This window comes from Olleya sp. 1-3 (assembly GCF_002836085.1).
In the GTDB taxonomy this organism is placed as follows: Bacteria; Bacteroidota; Bacteroidia; order Flavobacteriales; family Flavobacteriaceae; genus Olleya; species Olleya namhaensis.
This window is the reverse complement of record NZ_PJBW01000058.1, coordinates 370211-392374: the sequence shown is the minus strand read 5'-3', so window position 1 is coordinate 392374 and position 22164 is coordinate 370211. Positions and strand designations below refer to the sequence as shown.

At 33.3% G+C, this 22164-nt stretch carries 21 protein-coding genes and 1 tRNA gene; 11 read left to right on the top strand and 11 right to left on the bottom strand.

Annotation, left to right across the window (positions count from 1 at the left end):
• Nucleotides 1–3 precede the first annotated feature (3 nt).
• The 3 genes from arsS to CXF54_RS14805 all read right to left on the bottom strand — a co-directional run bounded on the left by arsS (nucleotide 4) and on the right by CXF54_RS14805 (nucleotide 2438).
• A complete protein-coding gene (gene arsS / locus CXF54_RS14815; RefSeq protein ID WP_101204096.1) occupies nucleotides 4–1059 on the bottom strand; it encodes an arsenosugar biosynthesis radical SAM (seleno)protein ArsS in 1056 nt (351 codons plus the stop codon).
• A 59-nt stretch (nucleotides 1060–1118) separates the two neighbouring features.
• Nucleotides 1119–1454: an arsenosugar biosynthesis-associated peroxidase-like protein gene (locus CXF54_RS14810; protein WP_090838001.1), complete on the bottom strand. Its 336-nt coding sequence runs from the start codon at nucleotides 1452–1454 to the stop codon at nucleotides 1119–1121.
• A gap of 87 nt (nucleotides 1455–1541) precedes the next feature.
• The gene (locus CXF54_RS14805) at nucleotides 1542–2438 is read right to left on the bottom strand and encodes an alpha/beta hydrolase (protein WP_232782623.1); all 897 of its coding nucleotides are present in this window, start codon (nucleotides 2436–2438) and stop codon (nucleotides 1542–1544) included.
• A gap of 81 nt (nucleotides 2439–2519) precedes the next feature.
• On the opposite strand from CXF54_RS14805, the gene CXF54_RS14800 reads away from it, so the two are divergent.
• The 4 genes from CXF54_RS14800 (at nucleotide 2520) to CXF54_RS14785 (ending at nucleotide 6123) form a co-directional block, all read left to right on the top strand.
• Nucleotides 2520–3761 carry a cation:proton antiporter gene (locus tag CXF54_RS14800; RefSeq protein ID WP_090837996.1) on the top strand — a complete coding sequence of 414 codons (1242 nt, stop codon included), beginning with the start codon at nucleotides 2520–2522 and terminating at the stop codon, nucleotides 3759–3761.
• Nucleotides 3762–3766: 5 nt separating this feature from the next.
• Nucleotides 3767–4546, top strand: coding sequence for a xanthine dehydrogenase accessory protein XdhC (xdhC, locus tag CXF54_RS14795; RefSeq protein ID WP_101204094.1), 780 nt, complete (start codon nucleotides 3767–3769; stop codon nucleotides 4544–4546).
• Between the two features lie 87 nt (nucleotides 4547–4633).
• Entirely contained in the window at nucleotides 4634–5641 is a 1008-nt protein-coding gene (locus tag CXF54_RS14790) for a hypothetical protein (protein WP_101204093.1), read from the top strand.
• Entirely contained in the window at nucleotides 5638–6123 is a 486-nt protein-coding gene (locus CXF54_RS14785; protein ID WP_101204092.1) for a nucleoside-triphosphatase, read from the top strand. The genes CXF54_RS14790 and CXF54_RS14785 overlap by 4 nt, the downstream gene beginning before the upstream one ends.
• Here CXF54_RS14785 and CXF54_RS14780 read toward each other — a convergent pair.
• The 6 genes from CXF54_RS14780 to CXF54_RS14755 form a co-directional block, all read right to left on the bottom strand.
• The gene (locus CXF54_RS14780; RefSeq protein WP_198520015.1) at nucleotides 6120–6494 is read right to left on the bottom strand and encodes a hypothetical protein; all 375 of its coding nucleotides are present in this window, start codon (nucleotides 6492–6494) and stop codon (nucleotides 6120–6122) included. The genes CXF54_RS14785 and CXF54_RS14780 overlap by 4 nt on opposite strands.
• A gap of 121 nt (nucleotides 6495–6615) precedes the next feature.
• Entirely contained in the window at nucleotides 6616–7191 is a 576-nt protein-coding gene (locus CXF54_RS14775; RefSeq protein ID WP_101204091.1) for a GNAT family N-acetyltransferase, read from the bottom strand.
• Complete coding sequence (locus CXF54_RS14770; protein WP_101204090.1) at nucleotides 7192–9519, bottom strand: xanthine dehydrogenase molybdopterin binding subunit; 2328 nt, start codon at nucleotides 9517–9519, stop codon at nucleotides 7192–7194.
• Entirely contained in the window at nucleotides 9512–10921 is a 1410-nt protein-coding gene (locus CXF54_RS14765; RefSeq protein ID WP_101204089.1) for an FAD binding domain-containing protein, read from the bottom strand. Before CXF54_RS14765 ends, CXF54_RS14770 begins: the two co-directional genes overlap by 8 nt.
• A gap of 237 nt (nucleotides 10922–11158) precedes the next feature.
• Complete coding sequence (locus tag CXF54_RS14760) at nucleotides 11159–11632, bottom strand: nucleoside deaminase (protein ID WP_101204088.1); 474 nt, start codon at nucleotides 11630–11632, stop codon at nucleotides 11159–11161.
• A gap of 129 nt (nucleotides 11633–11761) precedes the next feature.
• A tRNA-Phe gene (locus CXF54_RS14755) sits at nucleotides 11762–11837 on the bottom strand.
• Nucleotides 11838–12024: 187 nt separating this feature from the next.
• On the opposite strand from CXF54_RS14755, the gene CXF54_RS14750 reads away from it, so the two are divergent.
• The 7 genes from CXF54_RS14750 (at nucleotide 12025) to CXF54_RS14720 (ending at nucleotide 19778) form a co-directional block, all read left to right on the top strand.
• Complete coding sequence (locus CXF54_RS14750) at nucleotides 12025–12753, top strand: type III pantothenate kinase (protein WP_090837977.1); 729 nt, start codon at nucleotides 12025–12027, stop codon at nucleotides 12751–12753.
• Nucleotides 12753–14060, top strand: a complete 1308-nt coding sequence (locus CXF54_RS14745) for a hypothetical protein (protein WP_101204087.1) — start codon at nucleotides 12753–12755, stop codon at nucleotides 14058–14060. Before CXF54_RS14750 ends, CXF54_RS14745 begins: the two co-directional genes overlap by 1 nt.
• A gap of 19 nt (nucleotides 14061–14079) precedes the next feature.
• Nucleotides 14080–15411 carry a tetratricopeptide repeat protein gene (locus CXF54_RS14740; protein ID WP_101204220.1) on the top strand — a complete coding sequence of 444 codons (1332 nt, stop codon included), beginning with the start codon at nucleotides 14080–14082 and terminating at the stop codon, nucleotides 15409–15411.
• The gene (gene lptC, locus CXF54_RS14735; RefSeq protein ID WP_090837974.1) at nucleotides 15411–15965 is read left to right on the top strand and encodes an LPS export ABC transporter periplasmic protein LptC; all 555 of its coding nucleotides are present in this window, start codon (nucleotides 15411–15413) and stop codon (nucleotides 15963–15965) included. The genes CXF54_RS14740 and lptC overlap by 1 nt, the downstream gene beginning before the upstream one ends.
• Nucleotides 15966–16028: 63 nt before the next feature.
• Entirely contained in the window at nucleotides 16029–16214 is a 186-nt protein-coding gene (locus CXF54_RS14730) for a hypothetical protein (RefSeq protein ID WP_090837971.1), read from the top strand.
• On the top strand, nucleotides 16215–17504 hold the full coding sequence (locus CXF54_RS14725; protein ID WP_101204086.1) for a hemolysin family protein: 1290 nt from the start codon (nucleotides 16215–16217) through the stop codon (nucleotides 17502–17504). It begins immediately after the preceding gene.
• Between the two features lie 132 nt (nucleotides 17505–17636).
• Entirely contained in the window at nucleotides 17637–19778 is a 2142-nt protein-coding gene (locus CXF54_RS14720; protein ID WP_090837967.1) for a peptidylprolyl isomerase, read from the top strand.
• A gap of 75 nt (nucleotides 19779–19853) precedes the next feature.
• Here CXF54_RS14720 and CXF54_RS14715 read toward each other — a convergent pair whose 3' ends face one another.
• Together CXF54_RS14715 and CXF54_RS14710 are read right to left on the bottom strand one after the other, a co-directional pair.
• Nucleotides 19854–20759 (bottom strand): GYDIA family GHMP kinase, encoded by a 906-nt coding sequence (locus tag CXF54_RS14715; RefSeq protein WP_101204085.1) that lies wholly within the window; start codon nucleotides 20757–20759, stop codon nucleotides 19854–19856.
• Nucleotides 20759–22057 (bottom strand): hydroxymethylglutaryl-CoA reductase, degradative, encoded by a 1299-nt coding sequence (locus CXF54_RS14710; RefSeq protein ID WP_101204084.1) that lies wholly within the window; start codon nucleotides 22055–22057, stop codon nucleotides 20759–20761. Before CXF54_RS14710 ends, CXF54_RS14715 begins: the two co-directional genes overlap by 1 nt.
• Between the last annotated feature and the right edge of the window lie 107 nt (nucleotides 22058–22164).

Here is a 22164-nt window from a genome sequence, read left to right as displayed (position 1 = left end):
TAATTATGCAACAACACCTTGACAGCTGCTTCCTGCACCTGCAGTACAACCATAACAATGTTGAGAAATTATAATTTTTCGTCCCTCTAATAATTCTGTTTTATACTCAGAAATGTGTTTAGATTTACTGTTTACAGGTAGTTCTAACATTTGATTAAAATCACAATCAAATAAATAACCATCCCAACTTACAGATAATGTATTGGTACACATGACGTTTTGCACGGCTGCAGGATTATAAGCTTCTACTAAAGAGTACATGTAATCTTCATAGTTTTCTGAAGCAATTAAATAATCTAAAAAACGAGCAATTGGTAAGTTTGTAATAGCAAATAAGTTATGAAACTGAATGCTAAAATCTTCCGATAGTGCTTTCTTAAAATCTTTTTCCATAGCCATTTGATCACCAGGTAAAAATGCGCCTGAAGGATTATAAACTAAGTCTAATTTTAAGTCGCTTCCTGGCATACCATAACCAACAGCATTTAATTCTTGTAACGCTTTTATGGACATGTCAAAAACACCTTCACCACGTTGTTTATCTGTTTTTCCTCTTGTCCAGTGTGGCATAGAGCTTATAACATGGATATTATGCTTTTTGAAAAATTCTGGTAAGTCGTAATACTTTTTATTAGCACGAATAATGGTTAAATTAGAGCGCACAATAAAATCTTTAATTCCAATTTTAGAAGCTTCTTCTACAAACCATCTAAAATTTGGGTTCATTTCTGGAGCACCTCCCGTTAAGTCTAACGTATGCGCGCCAGTTGTTTTTATAACATCCAAGATTTGTTGCATGGTCTCTTGGGTCATGATTTCCTTTCGGTCTGGACCGGCATCTACGTGACAGTGCTCGCACACTTGATTACACATGTAACCCACGTTAATTTGTAGTATTTCTAGTTTTTTCGCTATAAGCGGAAATTGACCAGTTTCAGAAATTTTATCTTTAAAAGTCGGTAATTCGCCATCAGCAAAAATACCACCAGACAAAATCTCTAATTGTTTATTGCTTTTTGCTAAATCGCTTCCTAGTTTTTTAAGGGACTTTGTTGCCATTAATACAGTTATCTTGTTTGTAGTCTACCTACGAAATTAATTAATCAGTGGTTTTAATACTAACCATCTAGTTTGTTTACTTTATTCATCATTTGCACACCGTGTACTAAAGTTGCACCGCTTTTTATGGCTGCACCAACGTGAATGGCTTCCATCATTTGCTCTTTTGTAATACCACGTTGTAAGGTGTCTTTTGTATAAGCGTCAATGCAGTAGGGGCATTGCTCTGTATGCGCAACAGCTAATGCTATTAATGATTTTTCTCTAGCAGTTAAAGCGCCTTCTTCAAATACTTTTCCATAATAGTCAAAAAACTTGTTTCCAAGTTCTTCATTCCATTCTGTTATTTTTCCGAATTTTCTTAGGTCTGCTGGATCGTAATATGTTTTTGCCATTATGATTTTTTTTAAAGATATAAATCTAAAACCGTTTTGTCGTAAAGTTTTAGTACTACTAACAAAGGTATCTAAATTTATGATAAATTAATAGGTGGTAGGTTTTGGCAATGTGTATTTTTTGGTTTGAATAACCTCGTTTTCTAGGACTGTTTTGTTTAAAAAATAAAATATAGCGTCTAGATCTTCAGGATGCACATTTGCAGCATCGTGAGTTCCGTTTTTAACAATGTTCAAAAAGTAAGACGCTTCTAAAGTGTCTAGTTTTTCTGTAATGGTTTTTGAGCCATGTAACATCATATACCCCGGTTTTTTAGGCTGGCAATTTTGGTGTGGAGCACTACCATACGGTACAGCGCCGTCTTCTGTGCCATGTGTAAGTGCTATGGGTATTGCATTGTCAATAGTTAACGAGTCTATGTCTAAAAAGGCACTAGCAAATCCAATGACACCAGCAAATGTAATGTCTTTATATGTTGTTAAGTCAGGGATAAAAAAACGTCTCATAAAGGCAGCGTGTAATGCGGTTTCGGCACCAGAACTACTACCTGCAGCTATTATTTTTGTGGTGTTTACTTGTAGCATCGTACTATTTTGATAGATAAAATTAGTAGCGTCTAAAAAGTCGATAACGGCTTGGTTAAAGGTAAAAAGCTTATCCTCTTTACTGCAATTGCAACCAAAACCTGTTTTTGTACCTTTTCTTAATAATCTGTAAGTAATAGAAACACCAATATATCCATTTTTATTGGCAGCATTTACAATGTTGATCTCGTCAATACCATTACGTCCGCCTCCCGAAAAACCGCCGCCATGCATCCAAATAACAACTGGTAAACTATCTGTTGGTTTTATATTCTCTGGCGTATAAACATCGAGTTTAAGTGTGTCTAATCCTTTTGTAGCGTAAGTGTATGTTTTCATGTTTTGTGCTGGACTTGAAAAATAGGTTAATACAAGAACTAGTATGTATAGGTTTTTCATAAAACGTATTAAAATCTAAATTTAGTCAAATAACAGATTTTTATGTTAATTATTTTAATTTAGCAATAAATATATTTTTCTATGGATTATTTTGTGATTGCATCAATATTAGTGCTTATTTCTGCCATTTTTGGGTATATAAATGTGCGGTTTTTAAAAATGCCTAATACCATAGGCTTAATGTTAATTACCATTGTATTTACTTTAGGAGTGTTTGCACTAAGTTATTTTGATGACACCCTGTTGAATGCTGAAAAGTTTATAATTACACAAATAGATTTTAAAAGTATTTTATTGGACGTTATGTTAAGTTTCTTGTTGTTTGCTGGTGCTTTGCATACTAATTTTGAACAGCTTAAAGTACAACGTTGGCCCGTATTAGCGTTTGCGACTTTTGGTGTTTTAATCTCGACATTTTTGGTTGGTGGTGCTATGTTTTTTGCATTACCCATTATAGGCTTACATATAGATTTTATATACTGTTTATTGTTTGGTGCATTAATTTCGCCAACAGATCCAATTGCTGTTTTAGGGATACTAAAAAAAGCAGGTGTACCTAAAAAATTAGAAACTAAAATTGTTGGAGAATCCCTTTTTAACGATGGTGTTGGTGTTGTTATATTTTTAACCATTTTTAAAATTGCCGATTTAGGTATTGAAAATGTTAGTGCTTTAGAAGTTGTGGAGCTGTTTGGTGTTGAGGTGCTTGGAGGGATTGCATTAGGTTTGATTTTGGGTTGGATTACGTATAGATTAATGAAGTCTATTGACGATTATGATATTGAAGTTATTATAACCTTGGCTGCTGTTATGGGCGGAACTGTTTTAGCACAAAAACTACATATATCAGCGCCTTTAGCGATGGTAACTGCTGGTTTGGTAGTTGGGAATGATACCGTTAGAGATAGCGCGATGTCAGATACTACGGAGGCTTATGTCGATAAGTTTTGGGAGTTGTTGGATATTCTTTTAAATACAATTCTGTTTGTTTTAATAGGAATGGAGATGTTAGTGTTAACCTTTAAATTTGAGTATTTAACTGCCGGTTTATTAGCAATTCCTTTAGTTTTAGTGTGCAGATATATTTCGTTATTGGTACCAATAAAATTCTTTGAAAACAAGTTAGACTTTGTTCCAAAAACTAACTTAATTATGACTTGGGGTGGACTACGCGGTGGAATATCTATAGCGTTGGCATTAGGCCTTACAGAAGTTATGGAGCGTGATTTAATTTTGGTAATTACTTATGTTGTGGTTGTCTTTTCTATATTAATACAAGGAATGACCGTTGGTAAATTGGTTAAAAAACTAGAAATTAAATAGGCTTTATGCAAAACTGGATTAGTCTATTATCTGATTTTAAGGCAAAACAACAACCCATTGCTTTTATTACTGTTTCCAAATGTCTGGGGTCAACACCTTGCGTTGTTGGTTCTAGAATGATAGTGACTAAAGACAAACAGATTTACGGAACCATAGGAGGAGGGAAGCTAGAGTTTAAAGCTATTGACGAAGCAATAACAGCTATTAATGATAACAGAATTATAGCGTCCAGTTACACCTTAGGACCAGAGTTTGAGCAATGCTGTGGTGGGAAAGTCGAATTTATTATAGAACCTATGAATCAATCGCCAGAGTTATTTTTATTCGGAGCAGGACATATTGGAGTAGAAATCTGCAAACTTTTAGTAGACACGCCTTTTAAAGTTAATCTTATAGATTCTCGAGACGACTGGTTTTCTAATTTAGAGTTAGATGCTAGTATCGCAACACATCAAACTACCGAAACTGATTTTAAAACGTTTCAGGATGTTGTAAAATGGGGTAGTAACAGCTACGTTTTAGTGTTAACACATAATCATGCAATTGACTTTGATATTATAGCAATGGCGTTACAAAATCAAACTAAGTTTTTGGGGTTGATTGGCAGTAAAACTAAAAAAGTCAGATTTAACAATATGCTTATTAAAGAGATGGCTATTCCTGAAGGTATGACTAATGTAGTTTGTCCTATTGGTTTAGATATTGGAGGTGATACACCAAAAGAAATTGCTATAAGCGTTGTTGCTCAATTACTACAAGTGCATTATAAAAGCTTAGCTAATTAATACTAAGATTTGATGATAATATCCCATCTAGGAGATTACAGAAGTGTCTTGTAAGTAAAAGAATGGCTATTATTGCAGCAACTAAAGATGAAAAAAAACAAATCAATCATAGATAAATTAACTGCGCTTTGGGCTTTAAACGAGTCCGGTTTAGGTGGTTTTTTACATGTGTTTAATTCGCCATTCACTGGTTTAATAGTTGGTGGTGTTTCAATATTACTAATTAGTTTAATTGCTTTTTATGCTAAAAACAAATGGCAAACTATTTTAAAAGCATTGGTTATTGTCTTGATTATTAAAATGGCAGTAAGTCCATATTCTCCATTCGGAGCTTATGTTGCGGTCAGTTTTCAAGCGCTTTTTGGTGCGTTTTTATTTTCTAACTTTTCTTGGAAAGGTTTTGTGTTATTGGTTTTAGGGATGGTGACTTTTTTAGAGTCCGCTTTGCAAAAACTAATAGTGCTAACAGTGGTTTATGGTACTGGTCTATGGGAAGCTATTAATATTTATGGCTCATGGGTTCAGAAAAAGTTAGACTTTGTGTCGGAAACCTCTACCACTTCTTTTTTAGTCACGTTATATCTTGTAGTATATGGCGTTTGTGGACTATTAGCGGGTGTCTTTATTAAAAGTATTATTAAGATAATAGCAAGTAAACCTGAAGTCGATTTTTATCTAGAAACAATGCCAAAAGCATCGGAAAGCACTAAAAGAAAAGCGCCCTTTAAAACCAAAGTTATTTGGGTTTGGCTAATTACGGTTGCCATAATTGTTTTAGGATTTTCAATATTTGGAGGTGCACTTTTTGGGTGGCAAAAGGCTATTTATATCGTGTTCCGTAGTTTTCTTATTTTAATGCTTTGGTATCTAGTAATTGGTCCTTTTTTATTAAGATTGGTTCAGAAATACTTAAGTAAAAAGGAATCTAAGTACCAGCAGGATATTACCAATGCTATGGATTTGTTCCCTTATTTTAGGCAGATTATTTCCTATACTTGGAAACAAACGCAGCATTTAAAAGGATTCAATCGGTTTAAGTTTTTTATGGCGAATAGCATTTCTAATTGTATTCATTTTAAAACGCCTACGGAATGATTTATATCCTCACGGGAGCAATACGATCAGGGAAGACTACAGCGCTGTTACATTGGTTTAAAAACAGAAATGATGTTGATGGGGTATTGTGTCCCGATGATGCTAATGGAAAACGTTATTTTCTGAAATTAAAAAACAAAACAATTTTTAAGCTTGAAGCTGAAGCTGAAACCGAAGCTATTGTTGCAATAGGGAATTTTAAATTTTTGCGATCGGCTTTTAATGAAGCTAATGACTATTTGATTTTAGAAGCTTCTAAAACAGAGCCTAAATATTTAATTATTGATGAAATAGGAAAGTTAGAATTAAAAAATGAAGGCTTGCACGTTTCAACCAAAGCTTTGATTTCTCAGTTTAAATCTAATGATAACACACATCTTATTTTGGTAGTCAGAGATTATTTGTTGGATGCTGTTTTGGAGCATTATGGGATAACTGAATGTTCTATTTTGACTACAGAAGATTTAGAAAATTTAATCTAACTAAAAATAGTTTCGCCTAAAGCATAATAAATCGCCATTATTGCCGAGTATATTGCGCTTCCAAGAAAACGCCATTTTAATTTAAATCTATTTTGAATCAAGTAATTTGCTAAAAACGAAATAGGAATATTTACCAAAAAGGACCAAAAGGCAATTTGGATAAGGTTAAATCCAATGGCATTAAATTGAGCCGAAAATAATTTGATAAACAATAAGTGTCTTGCAACCCAAAGTGGATTAAAGTATGCTATGGCTAAACCCGTTTTAGATAATACAGCGCGTGCACCTTTTAAATCTTTAGTTTTTTTTACTATCCAATCAAAATAGTTAGGGATTTCAAACGCGTAAAAAGTGGCGCCAACAAATGCCATTCCTAGTAGTCTGTGCCAAGAAAATTCGTCAACAATTAAAGCTGCTATTGTGTCTCCAGCACTATAAATTAGTGCACCTTTAAGGATGTTTTGTGTTTTGTAATGTAGTGCGATAAGGCGTTTATTTTAAATCAGATTGTAGTAAGCAATAAATTTCGCTATCCAAAAATTGACCATTGTAATAAAAATTTTCTCTAAATAGAGCTTCTAATTTAAAGCCAAATTTTAGTAGTAGTGTTTTTGAATTGACATTTTCAAGATTAACATTGGCTGAAAAACTGTGAAGATTTAAATCTTTAAAACCAAAATTAATTAGTGTGGTTAAGGCTTCTGTCATATAGCCTTTACCCCAAAAATCAGGATGTAAAATATAACCAATTTCTCCTCTCGAGTTTTGTTTGTCGATGTGGTGAATTGCGAAATCACCAATAATAGTATTGTTTTCTTTTTCAATAAGTGCCCAAGTTATTCCTTTTCCTTCTTTAAAAGCTTTTATGTAGCCTTCAATTCTTTGTTCAGTATCTTCAATACGTTTTGGTATTGTTGTGTCCATGTATTTAGAGATCGCTTTATTGCTTCTTAGGTTTAAAAGCGTTTGCGCATCTTTTTTTGTGTAAGCTTTAAACAATAGGCGTTCGCTTTCTAGTTCGGGAAAAACATCGAAAACGGACTTATTTATATTTGTTTCTTCAATCATTTAGGCTTTTTTATACAGACTCATTAATACCTTTTCAGGAGTCATTGGCGCGTTAAATTGCATGTCGTAGTTTTGATTAAACGCTTTTATAGCATTCTGAAGTGCAAAATAAGCACCAATCCCATACATTAAAGGAGGCTCTCCAACAGCTTTAGATTTTAATATAGCCATGTCGTTTCCTTCAGTTTCTACAGGAATCACTTCTACTGTTTTTGGTACAGAAAAAATATCAGGAACTTTATATGTAGAAAGCGCATTTGATAATAATTTTCCATCTTTATTATAAGCAATCTCTTCCATAGTCATCCAGCCAATTCCTTGTATTAAAGCACCTTCTACTTGACCTAAATCAATACCTTCACTCATGCTTTTTCCGTAATCGTGTACAATCTTTACGCTATCAAATTCGTAAGTACCACGCATGCAGTCTATAGTGGTTGTTGTAATTGCGGTTCCGTAAACATGATAAGCAAAAGGGTGTCCTTTTTCCTTGGTTTTATCAAAGTGAATTTCTGGAGTCGCATAATGTGCGTTTTCAGTTAAAGCAACACGTTTTAACATGGCTTTGCTGACTAGCTCTGTCCAAGTTAAAGCTGATTTTTTGTTGTTGATATAAACAGATTCTTCTTTTAGAGTAATGTCTTTTACTGAAGCTTTTAAGTCTTCCGAAGCCACAATTTTTAATCTTTCAACTAAAGCATTACACGCCATTAAGGTTGCTTTTCCGTTTAAATCTGCGGTAGAACTTGCAGCAGAAGGCGACGTATTGGCAACACGCGTTGTATTGGTTGTTTCTATTTTAATTTTTTCAATAGGAATAGAAAACACATCCGCAGCAATTTGCATCATTTTGGTGTTAACACCTTGGCCCATTTCTACAGCAGCAGTACTAATACCAACGCTTCCGTCTAAATAAATATGAACCAAAGCACGTGCATGATTCATTGGTGTATTTGTAAACGAAATACCAAAAGTAATGGGCATAAACGCTATTCCTTTTTTGAAACTTGTATTGTTTTTATTAAACGCTTCGACCGCTTGCTCTAAAGCTTCAATATTAAATATGTTTTTAGCAGAATGCCATGTGTTTTTGGCTTCTACTTTTTTAGCGATTTGTCCGTAAGAAAACGTGTCGTTTTCATCTAACAAATTCGCTTCTTGAATTGTTCTAGTTGGTACACCAATTTCATGAGCAGCTTTTGCAATAGCAGATTCGATTACAAACATACCTTGTGGACCTCCAAAGCCTCTAAACGCTGTGTTTGGCGGTAAGTTGGTTTTACAACTCAACACTTTTGTTGTTACATTAGGTATGTAATAACTGTTGGTTGCATGAAATAAAGTCCGCTCAGCAATTGCAGGAGATAAATCTGCTGCTGCACCAGAGTTTTGCAAAAACTCGGTTTGATACGCTATAATTTTTAAGTCTTTTGAAAGTCCAATTTTATATGTGCTTTCATAAGGATGACGTTTTCCTGTCATACGTAAATCGTCATGACGATTTAAAATCAGTTTTACAGACTGGTTTAAATGGTGCGCAGCCAAAGCCGCCATTACAGCCCAAGGTGTTGCTTGGTCTTCTTTACCTCCAAATCCACCTCCAAGTCGTGTAACATCAACTTCAATTTTATGCATTGCAATGCCCAAAACTTTAGCGATAGTTTTTTGCACAGCTGTTGGACCTTGTGTAGATGACGTTACTTTTATGTTTCCGTTTTCTAAAGGTTCTGCATAAGCACCTTGTGTTTCGATATATAAATGCTCTTGTCCGTTAGAGAATGTTTCACCTTCAAAAATATACTCACAATTTGTAAATGCTTTTTCTGTATCTCCTAAACTAAAAGATCGTGGTGCATTAATAAAGCTGCCTTTTGCTTTGGCTTCTTTTGCTGTAGTAATGACTGGTAAGTCTTCAATTTCAATGTCAATTAAACCTCGTGCTTTTCGAGCAATAAATTCCGATTCTGCAACAATTAAGGCTATGGGCATTCCCCAAAAGTGGACTTCATCCTCCGCAAATAAGGGTTCGTCAGGAATAATACCGCCAATTTCATTTTCACCAGGAACATCTTTATAAGTAAAAATACGTTGTACGCCTTCTAGAGCTTCTGCTTTAGAATAATCAATACTTTTTATTTTTCCGTGTGCTTTTGGCGAGTCAAACACGACCGCATGAAATGTCCCTTGTCTAATATTAACATCGTCAACATACAATGATTCTCCACGGACATGCGTGTAAGAGTCTAAGTTTTTGATGCTTTGTTTTAATGATTTTGAAACAGCATCTAATTTAGTGTCTAATACTTTATTTGGCTTGTTTTTATGCATGTTGTATAAAATCGTTTAAGGTGAATTGCTTCGGGAATAACGTTGTAAAATGAGCAAAAAATAATTGTCGTCCTAACAAACGTTTGTAGTCAGTTGTCCCACGAACATCACTAATTGGACTGATTTCATTTTGAAGTATTTGATTAGCTTCAATTATAGTGTCTAAAGTCAAAGGTTTATCAACTAAAAAGGCTGAGGTCTCATGCAAATATTTTGGAATTGCAGCAACACCTCCAATGGAAACATGCGCTTCCGATATCGTTTTGTTTTCGATTGAAAGATGTATTGCAGAATTGACACTAGCAATATCTAAATGTGTCCGTTTACACACTTTTTCAAAATTGAAAAATGACTGTTCTGTTGGTAATTTAAATTGAATGCTCTTTAAAAGTTCATCGTCTTTTAAATCGTAAGTTTTGTATCCTTTGTAAAAGTTTTTAAGTGCAATTGTTCTTTCTTTTTCTGCGGAATTTAATATTGTAATATTACTATTAAGCGATAGAAAAAAGATAGTCATGTCTCCAATTGGCGAGGCGTTTACTAAATTTCCTCCAAGCGAAGCCATGTTTCTAATTTGTTCTGAAGAGACTAACTTTAAGTGTTTTTTTAAGTTTGGTAAAATACTATTTAACTCCGTATGATTCCATAAATCTGAAACCGTTGCGTTGGTTCCGATCGTGCAAATACCATTTTTAATGTTAATGCCTTTTAAAAACTCCTTTTCGGCTATTAGATGTACAGCGTTATCTGCTAAATGATCCGCTTGTTGGACATATAAATCCGTACCTCCAGAAACATATTTCCCTTTGGGTTGATTTAAACCTTTAGCTTCAATGTCTTTTAATCGTTGTGGGATGTTTTTAAAATATTCAGGAATAAATTTATTTTCAATTAACCAATTAAATGTGGTGTTTGTATTGTTGTCTAGTTTTTTGACAACTTGATGCGCTGCTTTTTCAATTGCTTTGTATCCTGTACATCTGCAAATATTTCCGCTTATAGCGTCAATTGCATTAGTATAATTTTTATCTGAATTTGATAAAGCAAATCCTGTTAAGGCAACTACAAAACCAGGCGTGCAAAATCCGCATTGTGTGGCGTAATTTGCTTTCATGGCTTCTTGAGTTGTGGTTAATTTGTCTTTTAAATTTGTGCCTTCAACTGTAACAATGTGTTTGCCATGTGCATTTCCTAGTGGCGAAATACATGAGGTATTACTTTGGTATTCTATAGTGTCACCATGACGTGTTCCTACTAAAAGGGTGCAGGCGCCACAATCTCCTTCACGACAACCAATCTTTGTTCCTGTTAAGCGTTGTTGATAACGCACAAAATCCAATAAAGTGGTTCCGGAATGTTCCGAGGTTTTTATGGTTTTGTTATTTAGGATAAAGGTTATCATGAGGTTTGTTTTAATTTTTCTTTATGTTCATTTTGTCTTGAAACAAAACGAACCAAAAATTCAAATCAATCTGAGGAAATTCCTGCGGACCATTCGCTTTCAAACTACATGCTTTAAGCTGCGCTTAGCATTTTCGTTTTTCGCTCATTATTTCTGCAGATTGATAATTCCGACTGTGTCGGAAATTGGGACTTGAATTTTTGCTGAGTTCTCTGTATTAATTGAATTTGTTTCTATTTAGTATTCAGTTTTATCATTTTTCTTAGTCCATTCTTGAAAAGGCTCTAATGCAATGTCACGAGCTAATTGCTCAAACGGGATACTTCTTTCTGCGTATGGTAATGGGATTTCTTTGTAGATAAATTCGTCATCAAAACCAATATTGGCAGCATCTACTTGATTACTTCCGTAATATACTTTGTCAGGTCTAGCCCAGTAAATAGCACCTAAACACATTGGGCAAGGTTCGCAAGAGGTGTATATTTCGCAACCATCTAATTGAAACGAGTCTAAATTTTTACAAGCATCTCTAATAGCAGTTACTTCTGCATGTGCAGTTGGGTCGTTAGTAGAGGTTACTTTATTGTTTCCGCGTCCTACAATTTTTCCATCCTTAACAATGACACAACCAAATGGTCCACCTTCATTGTTGTTCATTCCTTTTAAAGCTGCGTTTACAGCTTCTTGCATAAATTGATCTTTGTTACTCATACTATAATTTAAATTTTTAAGTTGAAAAATGTAGCATTAGCTAATATACTACTTTTTTATAGTGAATTATTTATCTTTGGTTTAGTTCTTTAAACCAAAAAACCCGATTCAGATGAATCGGGTTTTTTCTGGTGGTGCCTCCAGGAATCGAACCAGGGACACAAGGATTTTCAGTCCTTTGCTCTACCAACTGAGCTAAGGCACCAGTAGCAATAAATTGCGAGTGCAAATATAGTTTCAATTTTAGAACTACCAAACAAAAAATCAAAAAATTTACAATCTTTTTTTACATTTGTGCTTTTATGAGGCTTAGTAGTCTCAATTTCAATATTATAAAATTATTAAGATTTTTATTGCAATCGTTTTGTAAATTTATCCTTTTTAGAAATTATATGAATTTAATAATAGATGTTGGAAATACTAGTACTAAACTAGCTGTTTTTAATAATAATAAGATAGAAAGTAAGACTGCTGTGGAGACTAAGCAGGTTTTAAATTCAATTAAACACATTTTGGAGACCTATCCAGAGGTGCGTTTGGCTATCGTGTCTTCAGTTGGACGACTTGAAAAAGAAGTTTTAGTTTATTTAGAGGCTAATTTGAAACTAGTGGTTTTAAATCATGAAACACCTATTCCTTTTAAAAATTTATATGCTACACCTAAAACACTAGGTATTGATAGGATTGCACTAGTTTGTGCTTCTGTGCAACAATTCCCTGATAAAAATGTTTTGATTATAGATGCGGGTACGTGTATTACATATGATTTTATTAATACAAATAACGAATATTTAGGAGGAGCAATTTCTCCAGGAATACGAATGCGCTATAAAGCACTACACAATCAGACTGCTAATTTACCGTTGTTAGAAACAGAACAACCAAAACATGTTATTGGTAATTCTACAATAGAAGCAATTAATAGTGGCGTAGTTAATGGTGTTTTAAGTGAATTAAATGGAATTATTAGTGAATATAGGTCTATATATTTAGATTTAACAATTATTTTAACAGGAGGAGATGCTAAATTTTTGTCAAAGCAATTAAAAAGTAGCATATTTGCCAATTCAAATTTCTTACTAGAAGGTTTGAACTACATATTACAACATAACACAGTCTAATGATAAAAAAACTTGTATTAGTTTTTATTGCATTATTTGCAATTCAAAGTTACGGTCAGAATGGAACAGCTTCACCATATTCTTTTTATGGAATAGGGAGCACAAACTTTAAAGGTTCTGTAGAGAATAGAAGTATGGGAGGTCTTGGGATTTATAAGGACAGTGTCCATATAAACTTTCAAAACCCAGCAACTTTTGCAGGGAATAATTTAGAAGGATGGAATAACGAATCTAGACCTGTAAAATTTACAGTAGGAGGTAGTGGTACATCTTCTAAACTAGAGACGTCCGGTAGTAGTGACAAGACTAAGAGTGCTAATTTTGATTATTTAGCATTATCTATCCCGGTTGGTAAATTTGGTTTTGGATTAGGATTACAACCGTATTCATCTGTTGGATATAAATTAGAGAACAGAGATGCTGAAGAAAATTTAGAGTACAGATATACTGGAGAAGGTGGTCTTAATAAAGTGTTTTTAAGTTTTGGTTACCAAATTACAAAGTCTTTGAGTGTTGGTATGCAAGCGGATTATGACTTTGGAAACATACAGAATAGCACAATTAATTTTGCCTATAATGATGAAGGACAATTTTTAGAGCGTCAGACTAAAGAATACACCCGTTCAGATTTAAGTGGGTTGAATTTTAATATTGGATTGCATTATCAAGAAATGATAACTGATAAGTTAGAACTTCAAGGATCATTAACTTATACGCCAGAAACAGATTTGACGTCTAAAAATCAAAGAACGTTTTCAACAATAATTGTCGATGTAGATACAGAAAGTGAATTAATTTTCAATCAAATAGAAGCAGATTTAGTAGCTTCTGGATTAGATGAAACGGATTTAACACTACCATCAAAATTAAGTATAGGGGCTGGATTAGGTGAACCAAGAAAATGGTTTGCTGGTGTAGAGTATACAACACAAAATACAGGTGATTTTTTCAATCCGCTATATAGTAACACAGGAGCAACTTATGAAGATGCATCAAAATTTTCTTTAGGAGGTTTTTTTATTCCTGAATATAATTCGTTTGCTAAGAGCTGGAAAAGAATGACTTATCGTGCGGGTATGCGTTTTGAAAACACAGGGCTTGTAATAAATAATCAAACTATAAAAGAGTTTGGCATGTCTTTTGGAGTAGGTATACCAGTTGGAAATATGTTTTCTAATGCTAACTTAGGTGTAGAATTTGGAAAGAGAGGAACAACAAACGCTAATTTAGTAAAAGAAAACTTTGTAAGTTTCCAATTAAGTTTATCATTAAATGATAGATGGTTTGCTAAAAAGAAATATAACTAACAACATAAAAATTAAGACTATGAAAACGAAATTTACTTTACTACTTGCTCTGATGTTTGGGCTAAATATAGGATTTGCTCAAAACACAGAAGAATGTATGACTAAGCTGTCTTTACTGACAGAAGCTGTAAAAGCAAAAAACTTTGATGCGGGTTATAAGCCTTTAACCGATTTGAGAAAAGATTGCCCACAATACCATATTGGAACATATAAGTATGGAGAAGATATTTTAGAACATTACATAAAAACTAAAACGGGTGAAGAAAAAAAAGGACACATTTTAGACTTAATTAAATTATGGGAAGAGAGAATTGCTAACTTTCCTAATGGTAAAAAAGCAGGAGAGTATTCTTCTAAAATATGTCAATTAAGATATGACAACAAAGAGGTGTTAGGTTTGAGTGATGCTGTTTTATACGATTGTTTTGATGCATCATATAAAGGAGATAAGGATAACTTTAAAAACGCAAAAAGTTTATACGTTTACTTTAAATTAATGGTTAACCTTTTTGATACAAAGCAAAAGACAGATCAAGAATTATTTGACAAGTACGATGATGTATCTGATAAAATTGAAGTTGAAACAGAATACAACGAGAGAAAATTAAATGGATTAGTAGTTAAAGAAGACGCTGGTACAGCCTTGACTAAAACAGAAGTTAGATACAAAAAGTATTACGGAGATATGATTGGTGCTTTTGAAAAAGTACAAGATGGTGTTGATAAGGAATTAGGAGATAGAGCTAATTGTGCTAACTTAATCCCATTATACCAAAAAGACTACGAAGCAAACAAAAACAATGGTGTTTGGTTACAACGTGCAATGAATAAGTTATACCAAAAAGGATGTAAGACAGATCCTATGTTTGTTAAAATTGTAAAGCAAAAAAATACAATTGAGCCAAATGCTAAAACGTCTTACTACTTATACATTATTACAGGTGAGCAAATTTATTTAGACCAGACTATGGACCTAGAAACAGATCCAATCAAAAAGGCTAAATTAAATTACACAATTGCATTAGACTTTAAACAAAATGGTAATTACGGTAAGGCTAGACAATACTTTCAAGAGTCTTTAAGTCTTAATCCATCAAACAAAAAACCTTATGAGCATATCGCAAGAATGTACGCTTCAAGTGCAAACAACTGTGGAGATACTAACTTTAAAAAGCGTGCTGTATTTTGGTTAGCTGCAAACGAAGCTAGAAAAGCAGGGAACTCTGCTTTAGCTACTAGTTACGATGCTAAAGCACCAACTAAATCAGAAATATTTACTGAAGGTAATGCAGGTCAAAGTATCAAGATTGGATGTTGGATTGGAAGAAGTGTAACAGTGCCAAGCCTATAATGCAAAAACATAAATTACATATAATTAAAAACACGGTCATAGCTTTTGCTATGACTTTGTTTTTTGCATGTAAAAGCAATCTAAAGGACGTTAAGCAAATAGGAATGTCTGCTAATGATCCCGTAGGTGTATCAGACAGTATTAATTTAAAGTATACAGATTCTGGTCGTTTATCTGCTAACCTGATTAGTCCTAAAATGTATGACTATAGTAATAGGGCTTTTGCATACTCAGAGTTCCCGGAGGGTGTCATATTACATTTGTATGATAAAAACGATGCAAAGACAACCATTATTTCGGATTATGCTATTATCTATAACAATACAGATTTAATAGATTTAAGAGGAAATGTAATTGCTGCAACACCAACAAATGATTCGTTATTTGCCGAGCAATTATATTATGACCAAACAAAAGAATGGTTATTTACCAATCTTCCTGCAACGTATAGGTCTAAAGGTTATGTGACTAGTGGTCGCGGATTTGATTCTGATAAGGATTTCAAAAAAGCTGAAATACTTGGAGTTACAGGTCAGTTTGCAGTGCAAGAATAACAATGGCTTTAGATTATAAAGCTTACTTTTTTAGTATATTTACTTAACACTAATTTTATTTTAATGAAAACCTTTAAGTTTTTTCAATACGCTTATTTAGTATTTGCAGTGCTTTTTTTATATGATGCAATTGCAAGTTGGGGAGAGTCTAGAGCTTATATGTCCCTTTTATTAGGTGCAACAGCTGTTTTTATGTTCTTTTTTAAACAACGTTTTAATAAGAAGTTCGAAAACAATGACCGCAAGTAAATGGTGACATCAATTATCATCATTGTAACTTGTCTATTACTGTCAGCTTTTTTCTCAGGAATGGAAATTGCTTATGTGTCTTCCAATAAAATTCATATTGAAATTGAAAAGAAGCAAGACGGATTTTTAGCTAAAATTTTATCTAAAATAACTGCTAAACCATCCAAATTTATTGCAACCATGCTAATTGGAAATAATATAGCATTGGTTATTTATGGGTTTTTTATGGGGGATTTGTTGCTGGATTGGTTCCATAGCTTATTACCAAGTAATTATCCTTTAGTGACGTATTTATTAACGGATTTAAGTCTGTTGTCACAAACTATTTTATCTACGCTTTTAATTTTATTTACAGCAGAATTTTTACCAAAGGTATTTTTTCAGATCTATTCTAATACGCTACTTAAAGTATTGGCTTTTCCGGCTTATGTTTTTTATGTGTTTTTTAGTTGGGTCTCTGACTTTGTAATTTGGATTAGTGATGTTGTGCTTAAAAAGTTTTTTAAAACTGAAGGTGATCAAGTACAATTAGCGTTTACTAAGGTAGAGCTTGGGCATTACATTAGTGAGCAAATGGAAAGTGTGGAAGAACATGAAGATATTGATTCCGAAATTCAGATTTTTCAAAATGCATTAGAATTTTCAGAAGTAAAAGCAAGAGAGGTTATGGTGCCTCGAACCGAAATTATTGCTTTAGAACTTCAAGATACTGTACAACATTTAAGTGCTGTTTTTACAGAAACAGGATGTTCTAAGATTTTGATTTATAAAGAAACCATAGATGATATCTTAGGGTATGTGCATTCGTTTGATTTATTTAAGAAACCTAAAAATATTGGTGCTATGATTATGCCAATAGAGTTGGTTCCAGAAACAATGTTAGTCAAAGACATTCTTAATGTTTTAATTAAAAAACGTAAAAGTATAGCAGTTGTAGTGGATGAGTATGGTGGCACATCTGGTATTATGACGGTGGAAGATATTGTTGAAGAGTTATTTGGCGAAATTGAAGATGAGCATGATACTATTGATTTAATTGAAGAGCAAAAAGACGATATTACGTTTGTGTTCTCCTCTAGATTAGAAGTGGATTACCTTAATGAAACGTATAAACTTAATTTGCCTGAAGGCGAAAACTACGAAACCCTAGGAGGTTTGATAGTTGATCATACAGAGCAAATTCCAATGCAAAATGAAGTCGTGTCTACAGAAAAATTCGACTTTAAAATTTTAGAAGCGTCAAATACTAAGATTGAATTAGTTGAGCTTACAATTAAGTCGGAAGACTAAGCTTAGGCTATAAAATCTACTCTTTTTTACCTTAGTCTATTCATTTAATTTATTTATTGTGTAAAGTGCTTTTATTATTGAATAGAAAATGGTATTTTCGCCCACTATATTTCACAAAATTTATCACACAAAATGGCAATTTTAAATAAAATTAGACAAAAAACAGTTGTATTAATCTTAGTTATTGCATTAGCGTTATTCGCTTTTATCTTATCAAGTTTATTTGATAATAAAGATGCACTATTCTCTAAGTCTCCTGATGTTGTAGCAACCATAAACGGTCAAGACATTTCTAGAGCAGAATTTTCTAATCTTGTTGAGTTTCAACAAAGACAAATGGGACCAAATGCAACTACTAGTCAAGTAATGAACAGTGTTTTTGAATCTAAGGTCAGAGAAATTGTTATGGACGGACAAATTAGTAAATTAGGGATGACGGTTGAGTCTGAGCAGATGAGAGACCTAATTAAAACTAATTATGCATCTGATCCAACGTTTTTAAACGAAGGTGGTGTTTTTGATGAGTCTAAAGTAAAGTTATTTATTGATAACCTTAAAAGTTCTTCAACTGAAGCTTACCAAAACTGGATTTCTGGAGAGCAAGCATTAGCATCTAACGCATTACAAGCAAACTACTTTAACATGGTTAAAGCTGGTACAACTGCAACGTTAGCGGAAGGTAAATTAGAGCATAAATTAGAAGGAGAAAAAGTAGATATCAAATATGTACAAGTTCCTTTTAGCTCTATAGCAGATAGTACTGTAAAAGTATCTACTTCAGAGATTAAATCTTACATAAACAAAAACCCTAAAGCATACCAATCGGATGCAACAAGAGGTTTTCAATATGTATTCTTTAAAGAGGTTGCCTCTTTAGAAGATGAAAAGGCAATGCAAAAAGAACTTACTGATTTATTAAGCGATTCTAAAGTTTATAATGAAGTAACTAAAGCTACAGATAACAAAGCAGGTTTTAAAAACACTACGGATAACGAAGCGTTTGTAAATGGAAACTCTGACGATTTTAAATTTGTTGACAAATACCAATACAAGTCTAGCTTACCAAATGTAATTGCTGATACTATTTTTAAGTTAAACCCAGGTCAAACTTACGGTCCTTACAAAGATGGTAACTACTATAAAGTAACTAAGGTTTTAGATTTTAAAAGATTAGCAGATTCAATTGAGTCTAGTCATATTGTTATTCCTTTTGTTGGATCAACAAGAGCTGGTGCAGATGTAACTAGAACTAAAGAACAAGCTAAAGCGATGATAGATAGTATTTATCCTTTAGTTAAAAACAGCAAAACTAAATTTGCAGAAGTTGCCAATCAAATTAATGCGGATGGTACTAAAGGTAAAGATGGTGTTATTGGTTGGACTAGATTAACAACTTATAATCCTGCAGCTTTTGATCCTGATTTTGCTAACTTCTTATTCTTTAATGATAAAGGAAGTATTGATGTAGTATTATCTCAATTTGGATACCATATTATTAGAATTGACGACAAGAAAAATGTTGACAATACTGTAAAGGTTGCAACTATTGCTAGAAAAATTCAACCATCTTCTAAAACAGAAGATAAGATATTTGCTGATGCTTCTAATTTTGAATTAGCAATTGCTAACGGTAATTTTGCAGAAGTAGCTAAAACTTCTAATTATGATGTACGTCCAATGACTGCTAAAGAATTAGACGAAAGTATTCCTGGTTTAGGAAATCAACGTCAAATTGTACGTTGGTCTTTTGAAGATGGAACAAAAGTAGGAGACTACAAGCGTTTTGATAATGTACCAGGAGGAATTGTAATTGCACAATTAACTGCAATGCAAGATAAAGGAGTTATGAGTGTTGAAGATGCTTCAGTAACTGCTTTACCAGCCGTAAGAAAAGAAAAGAAAGCTAAAATGATTATGGATCGCGTTAATGCATCTTCTCTTGAGGATTTCGCTAAAGCGGAAAACCAAACAGTTAAATCTGCATCTGCTATTAACATGAAAAATCCAACAATTGCAGGAGCTGGAACAGAACCTATGGTTGTAGGTACTGCTTTTGGACTTGCTGAAGGAGCAACTTCTAAATTAGTAAAAGGTAATACAGGTGTATTTATGGTACAAGTAACTAAAAAGACAGCTGCTGTTGAATTAGAAAACTATTTACCATTTGCTAACCAGGTTAGTACTCAGAAATTAAATTCAGTACAAACAAGATTATATAATGCTTTAAAAGAATCTTCAGAGATTGAAGACTTTAGAGCAAAGACAGTACAATAAGAGACTTAAGTCTTAAACTAAAAAAGCCTTTTCAATTTGAAAAGGCTTTTTTTATACGTTATACTTTTTGTGTCTTTATAAAACCATTGTAGTGTAAGATAGTATCGTGGTATAGCCTTTTGATTTAAAATAGGCTGTTGGGTTTGTGTTAGAAGCAACTAAAATAAAATCACCACCCCAAGCACCTAAACTTTTAATACTGCCATCAAAGTCTTTAAATAACGTGTCTTTGACTGATGTTTGATTGGTGATTTGACCAATTAACTGCTCATGGGTATCTAATATAGATTGAAAGGCTGTAAGTGTATCGCAATCTATCATACTTTGAGTTAAAGTGTCAATTGCCTTTATGGTTTTAGTTGTGTTATGTCTATTGGCTTTGTAATGTGCAATACCATCGCGGCTGTTTTGCTTTTTATTTAAATGAACAAAATAAAGGTGATCAGAAAACGAAGGATTAAATGTTACTAATTCTGTTTTAGGTAGTTTGTTATCTAAGTGATAAACTAATGCGTTGTCATGTTGTGCGCAAGCAATATCGTATCCGCTACCCCCAAAAGAGTTAGCTAACAATTTATAAGGATCTACTTTTGCCCATTGTGCAATGTTATTGATTAAAGTGGAAGACGTGCCTAAACCCCAGTTTTGAGGGAATTCTAGAGTAGTCGTTATTTTAAAGCCTTCATTATTATCTAAAAATTCAGGATTTAGTTGCTTGGCAGCATTCAAAATCTGAATTAATCTATTGGAGACCTCATTTCCGGTATCTTTTAAACTAATAATATTGGCAATTGTTATAATGTCAGAAAACCATACATTATTTTGATTATCAAAACTAGTCCAATCAATATGCGGTGTTTTAATTGGTGTAACGGTAAGGTGTTGCCCGAAAACAGTAGGTACAGCCAATGCTTTTGCACCATCTAATACAACGTATTCTGCAGTAAGTAATAGTTTTCCGTGACTATAAAAACTGTCCATTAGGCTCTTAGTTTTTCAATAGCTTCTACTACAGCACTATGTGTAACGATGTTTGTTTTAAAATGATCTACTATTTTAAGTTTTTCATCTGGCGTAGCTTCAAACTGATTCAGGATATTCATCAGGTGCATTTTCATGTGTCCTTCTTGTATTCCTGTTGTTGTCAAACTACGTAGTGCTGCAAAATTTTGTGCTAATCCTGCAACTGCTACTATCTGCATCAGTGTTTTTGCGTTGGGCTGGTCTAAAACTTGTAATGCTAATTTTACCAATGGATGTAAATTAGTTAAACCACCTACAGTACCCAAAGCTAATGGTATTTCCATCCAAAAGGTAAAGACTCCATTTTCTATTTTAGCGTGTGTTAAACTACTGTATTGACCATTTCTTGCTGCATAGGCGTGTACACCTGCTTCAATTGCTCTAAAATCATTTCCTGTCGCTAAAACTACAGCGTCAATACCATTCATGATTCCTTTATTGTGTGTAACCGCTCTGTATGGTTCGATTTCAGCTATTTTTACGGCTTGTACAAACTTTTCGGCAAAGGTATTTGGGTTTATGTCTTTTTCAGCTAAATCTTCAACCTTACAACTCACTTCAGCTCTAACTAAACATTCTGGAACGTAATTAGATAAAATACTCATAATTACATTTACAGGTTTTGGTAAAGTGCTTTCAGCATTAGCTGTAAACGTTTTAGCAAACTGCTCTAAACATGAGTTTATAAAATTAGCGCCCATTGCATCCAAAGTCTCAAAAGTAGCGTGCAGTTGGTAATAATTATCTAAGACGTTGGTCTTGTTTCTTAATTCTATATCTAATATACCGCCACCACGCTTTTCCATGTTTTTGGTAATAGGCTTGGCGTCTTCAATTAATTGTGGTTTTATAGCATTAAAATAGGTTTCTAAAGCTTTAAAATCTCCGGTGTATGTAAAATGAACTTGACCTATTTTGTTTGTGGATATAACAGTGGTTTTAAATCCACCACGCGTTTGCCAAAATTTAGCAGCTTTACTAGCAGCAGCAACAACAGAGCTTTCTTCGGTTGTCATTGGTATAGTATAAACTTTGTCGTTTATTACAAAATTTGGTGCAACACCTAAAGGGAGGTAGTAATTAGTAATTGTGTTTTCTATAAACTCGTCATGCAATTGTTGCAGCTTTTGATCGCTATTCCAATACTGTTTAAGTGTGTTTTCTGCACCATCATAATCAGATAAATGGTTTTTGATTAACCAATTAACTTTTTCAGTTTTAGATAATTTTGAAAACCCGGAAACTAATCTACTCATGCTATTCATTTTAAAAAGCAAAGATACTATTTACGCTTTCAATTTTTGCTTACTAACATAATATTGCGGATTTATGTGTTAATGTTTACTGTTTTTTGGGTATTTTT

Bases quoted from the DNA above. Each gene is read 5' to 3' on its own strand.
- arsS (WP_101204096.1), bottom strand. From the start codon at position 1,059: ATGGCAACAAAGTCCCTTAAAAAACTAGGAAGCGATTTAGCAAAAAGC.
- CXF54_RS14810 (WP_090838001.1), bottom strand. From the start codon at position 1,454: ATGGCAAAAACATATTACGATCCAGCAGACCTAAGAAAATTCGGAAAA.
- CXF54_RS14805 (WP_232782623.1), bottom strand. From the start codon at position 2,438: ATGAAAAACCTATACATACTAGTTCTTGTATTAACCTATTTTTCAAGT.
- CXF54_RS14800 (WP_090837996.1), top strand. From the start codon at position 2,520: ATGGATTATTTTGTGATTGCATCAATATTAGTGCTTATTTCTGCCATT.
- xdhC (WP_101204094.1), top strand. From the start codon at position 3,767: ATGCAAAACTGGATTAGTCTATTATCTGATTTTAAGGCAAAACAACAA.
- CXF54_RS14790 (WP_101204093.1), top strand. From the start codon at position 4,634: ATGAAAAAAAACAAATCAATCATAGATAAATTAACTGCGCTTTGGGCT.
- CXF54_RS14785 (WP_101204092.1), top strand. From the start codon at position 5,638: ATGATTTATATCCTCACGGGAGCAATACGATCAGGGAAGACTACAGCG.
- CXF54_RS14780 (WP_198520015.1), bottom strand. From the start codon at position 6,494: ATGGCATTTGTTGGCGCCACTTTTTACGCGTTTGAAATCCCTAACTAT.
- CXF54_RS14775 (WP_101204091.1), bottom strand. From the start codon at position 7,191: ATGATTGAAGAAACAAATATAAATAAGTCCGTTTTCGATGTTTTTCCC.
- CXF54_RS14770 (WP_101204090.1), bottom strand. From the start codon at position 9,519: ATGCATAAAAACAAGCCAAATAAAGTATTAGACACTAAATTAGATGCT.
- CXF54_RS14765 (WP_101204089.1), bottom strand. From the start codon at position 10,921: ATGATAACCTTTATCCTAAATAACAAAACCATAAAAACCTCGGAACAT.
- CXF54_RS14760 (WP_101204088.1), bottom strand. From the start codon at position 11,632: ATGAGTAACAAAGATCAATTTATGCAAGAAGCTGTAAACGCAGCTTTA.
- CXF54_RS14750 (WP_090837977.1), top strand. From the start codon at position 12,025: ATGAATTTAATAATAGATGTTGGAAATACTAGTACTAAACTAGCTGTT.
- CXF54_RS14745 (WP_101204087.1), top strand. From the start codon at position 12,753: ATGATAAAAAAACTTGTATTAGTTTTTATTGCATTATTTGCAATTCAA.
- CXF54_RS14740 (WP_101204220.1), top strand. From the start codon at position 14,080: ATGAAAACGAAATTTACTTTACTACTTGCTCTGATGTTTGGGCTAAAT.
- lptC (WP_090837974.1), top strand. From the start codon at position 15,411: ATGCAAAAACATAAATTACATATAATTAAAAACACGGTCATAGCTTTT.
- CXF54_RS14730 (WP_090837971.1), top strand. From the start codon at position 16,029: ATGAAAACCTTTAAGTTTTTTCAATACGCTTATTTAGTATTTGCAGTG.
- CXF54_RS14725 (WP_101204086.1), top strand. From the start codon at position 16,215: ATGGTGACATCAATTATCATCATTGTAACTTGTCTATTACTGTCAGCT.
- CXF54_RS14720 (WP_090837967.1), top strand. From the start codon at position 17,637: ATGGCAATTTTAAATAAAATTAGACAAAAAACAGTTGTATTAATCTTA.
- CXF54_RS14715 (WP_101204085.1), bottom strand. From the start codon at position 20,759: ATGGACAGTTTTTATAGTCACGGAAAACTATTACTTACTGCAGAATAC.
- CXF54_RS14710 (WP_101204084.1), bottom strand. From the start codon at position 22,057: ATGAGTAGATTAGTTTCCGGGTTTTCAAAATTATCTAAAACTGAAAAA.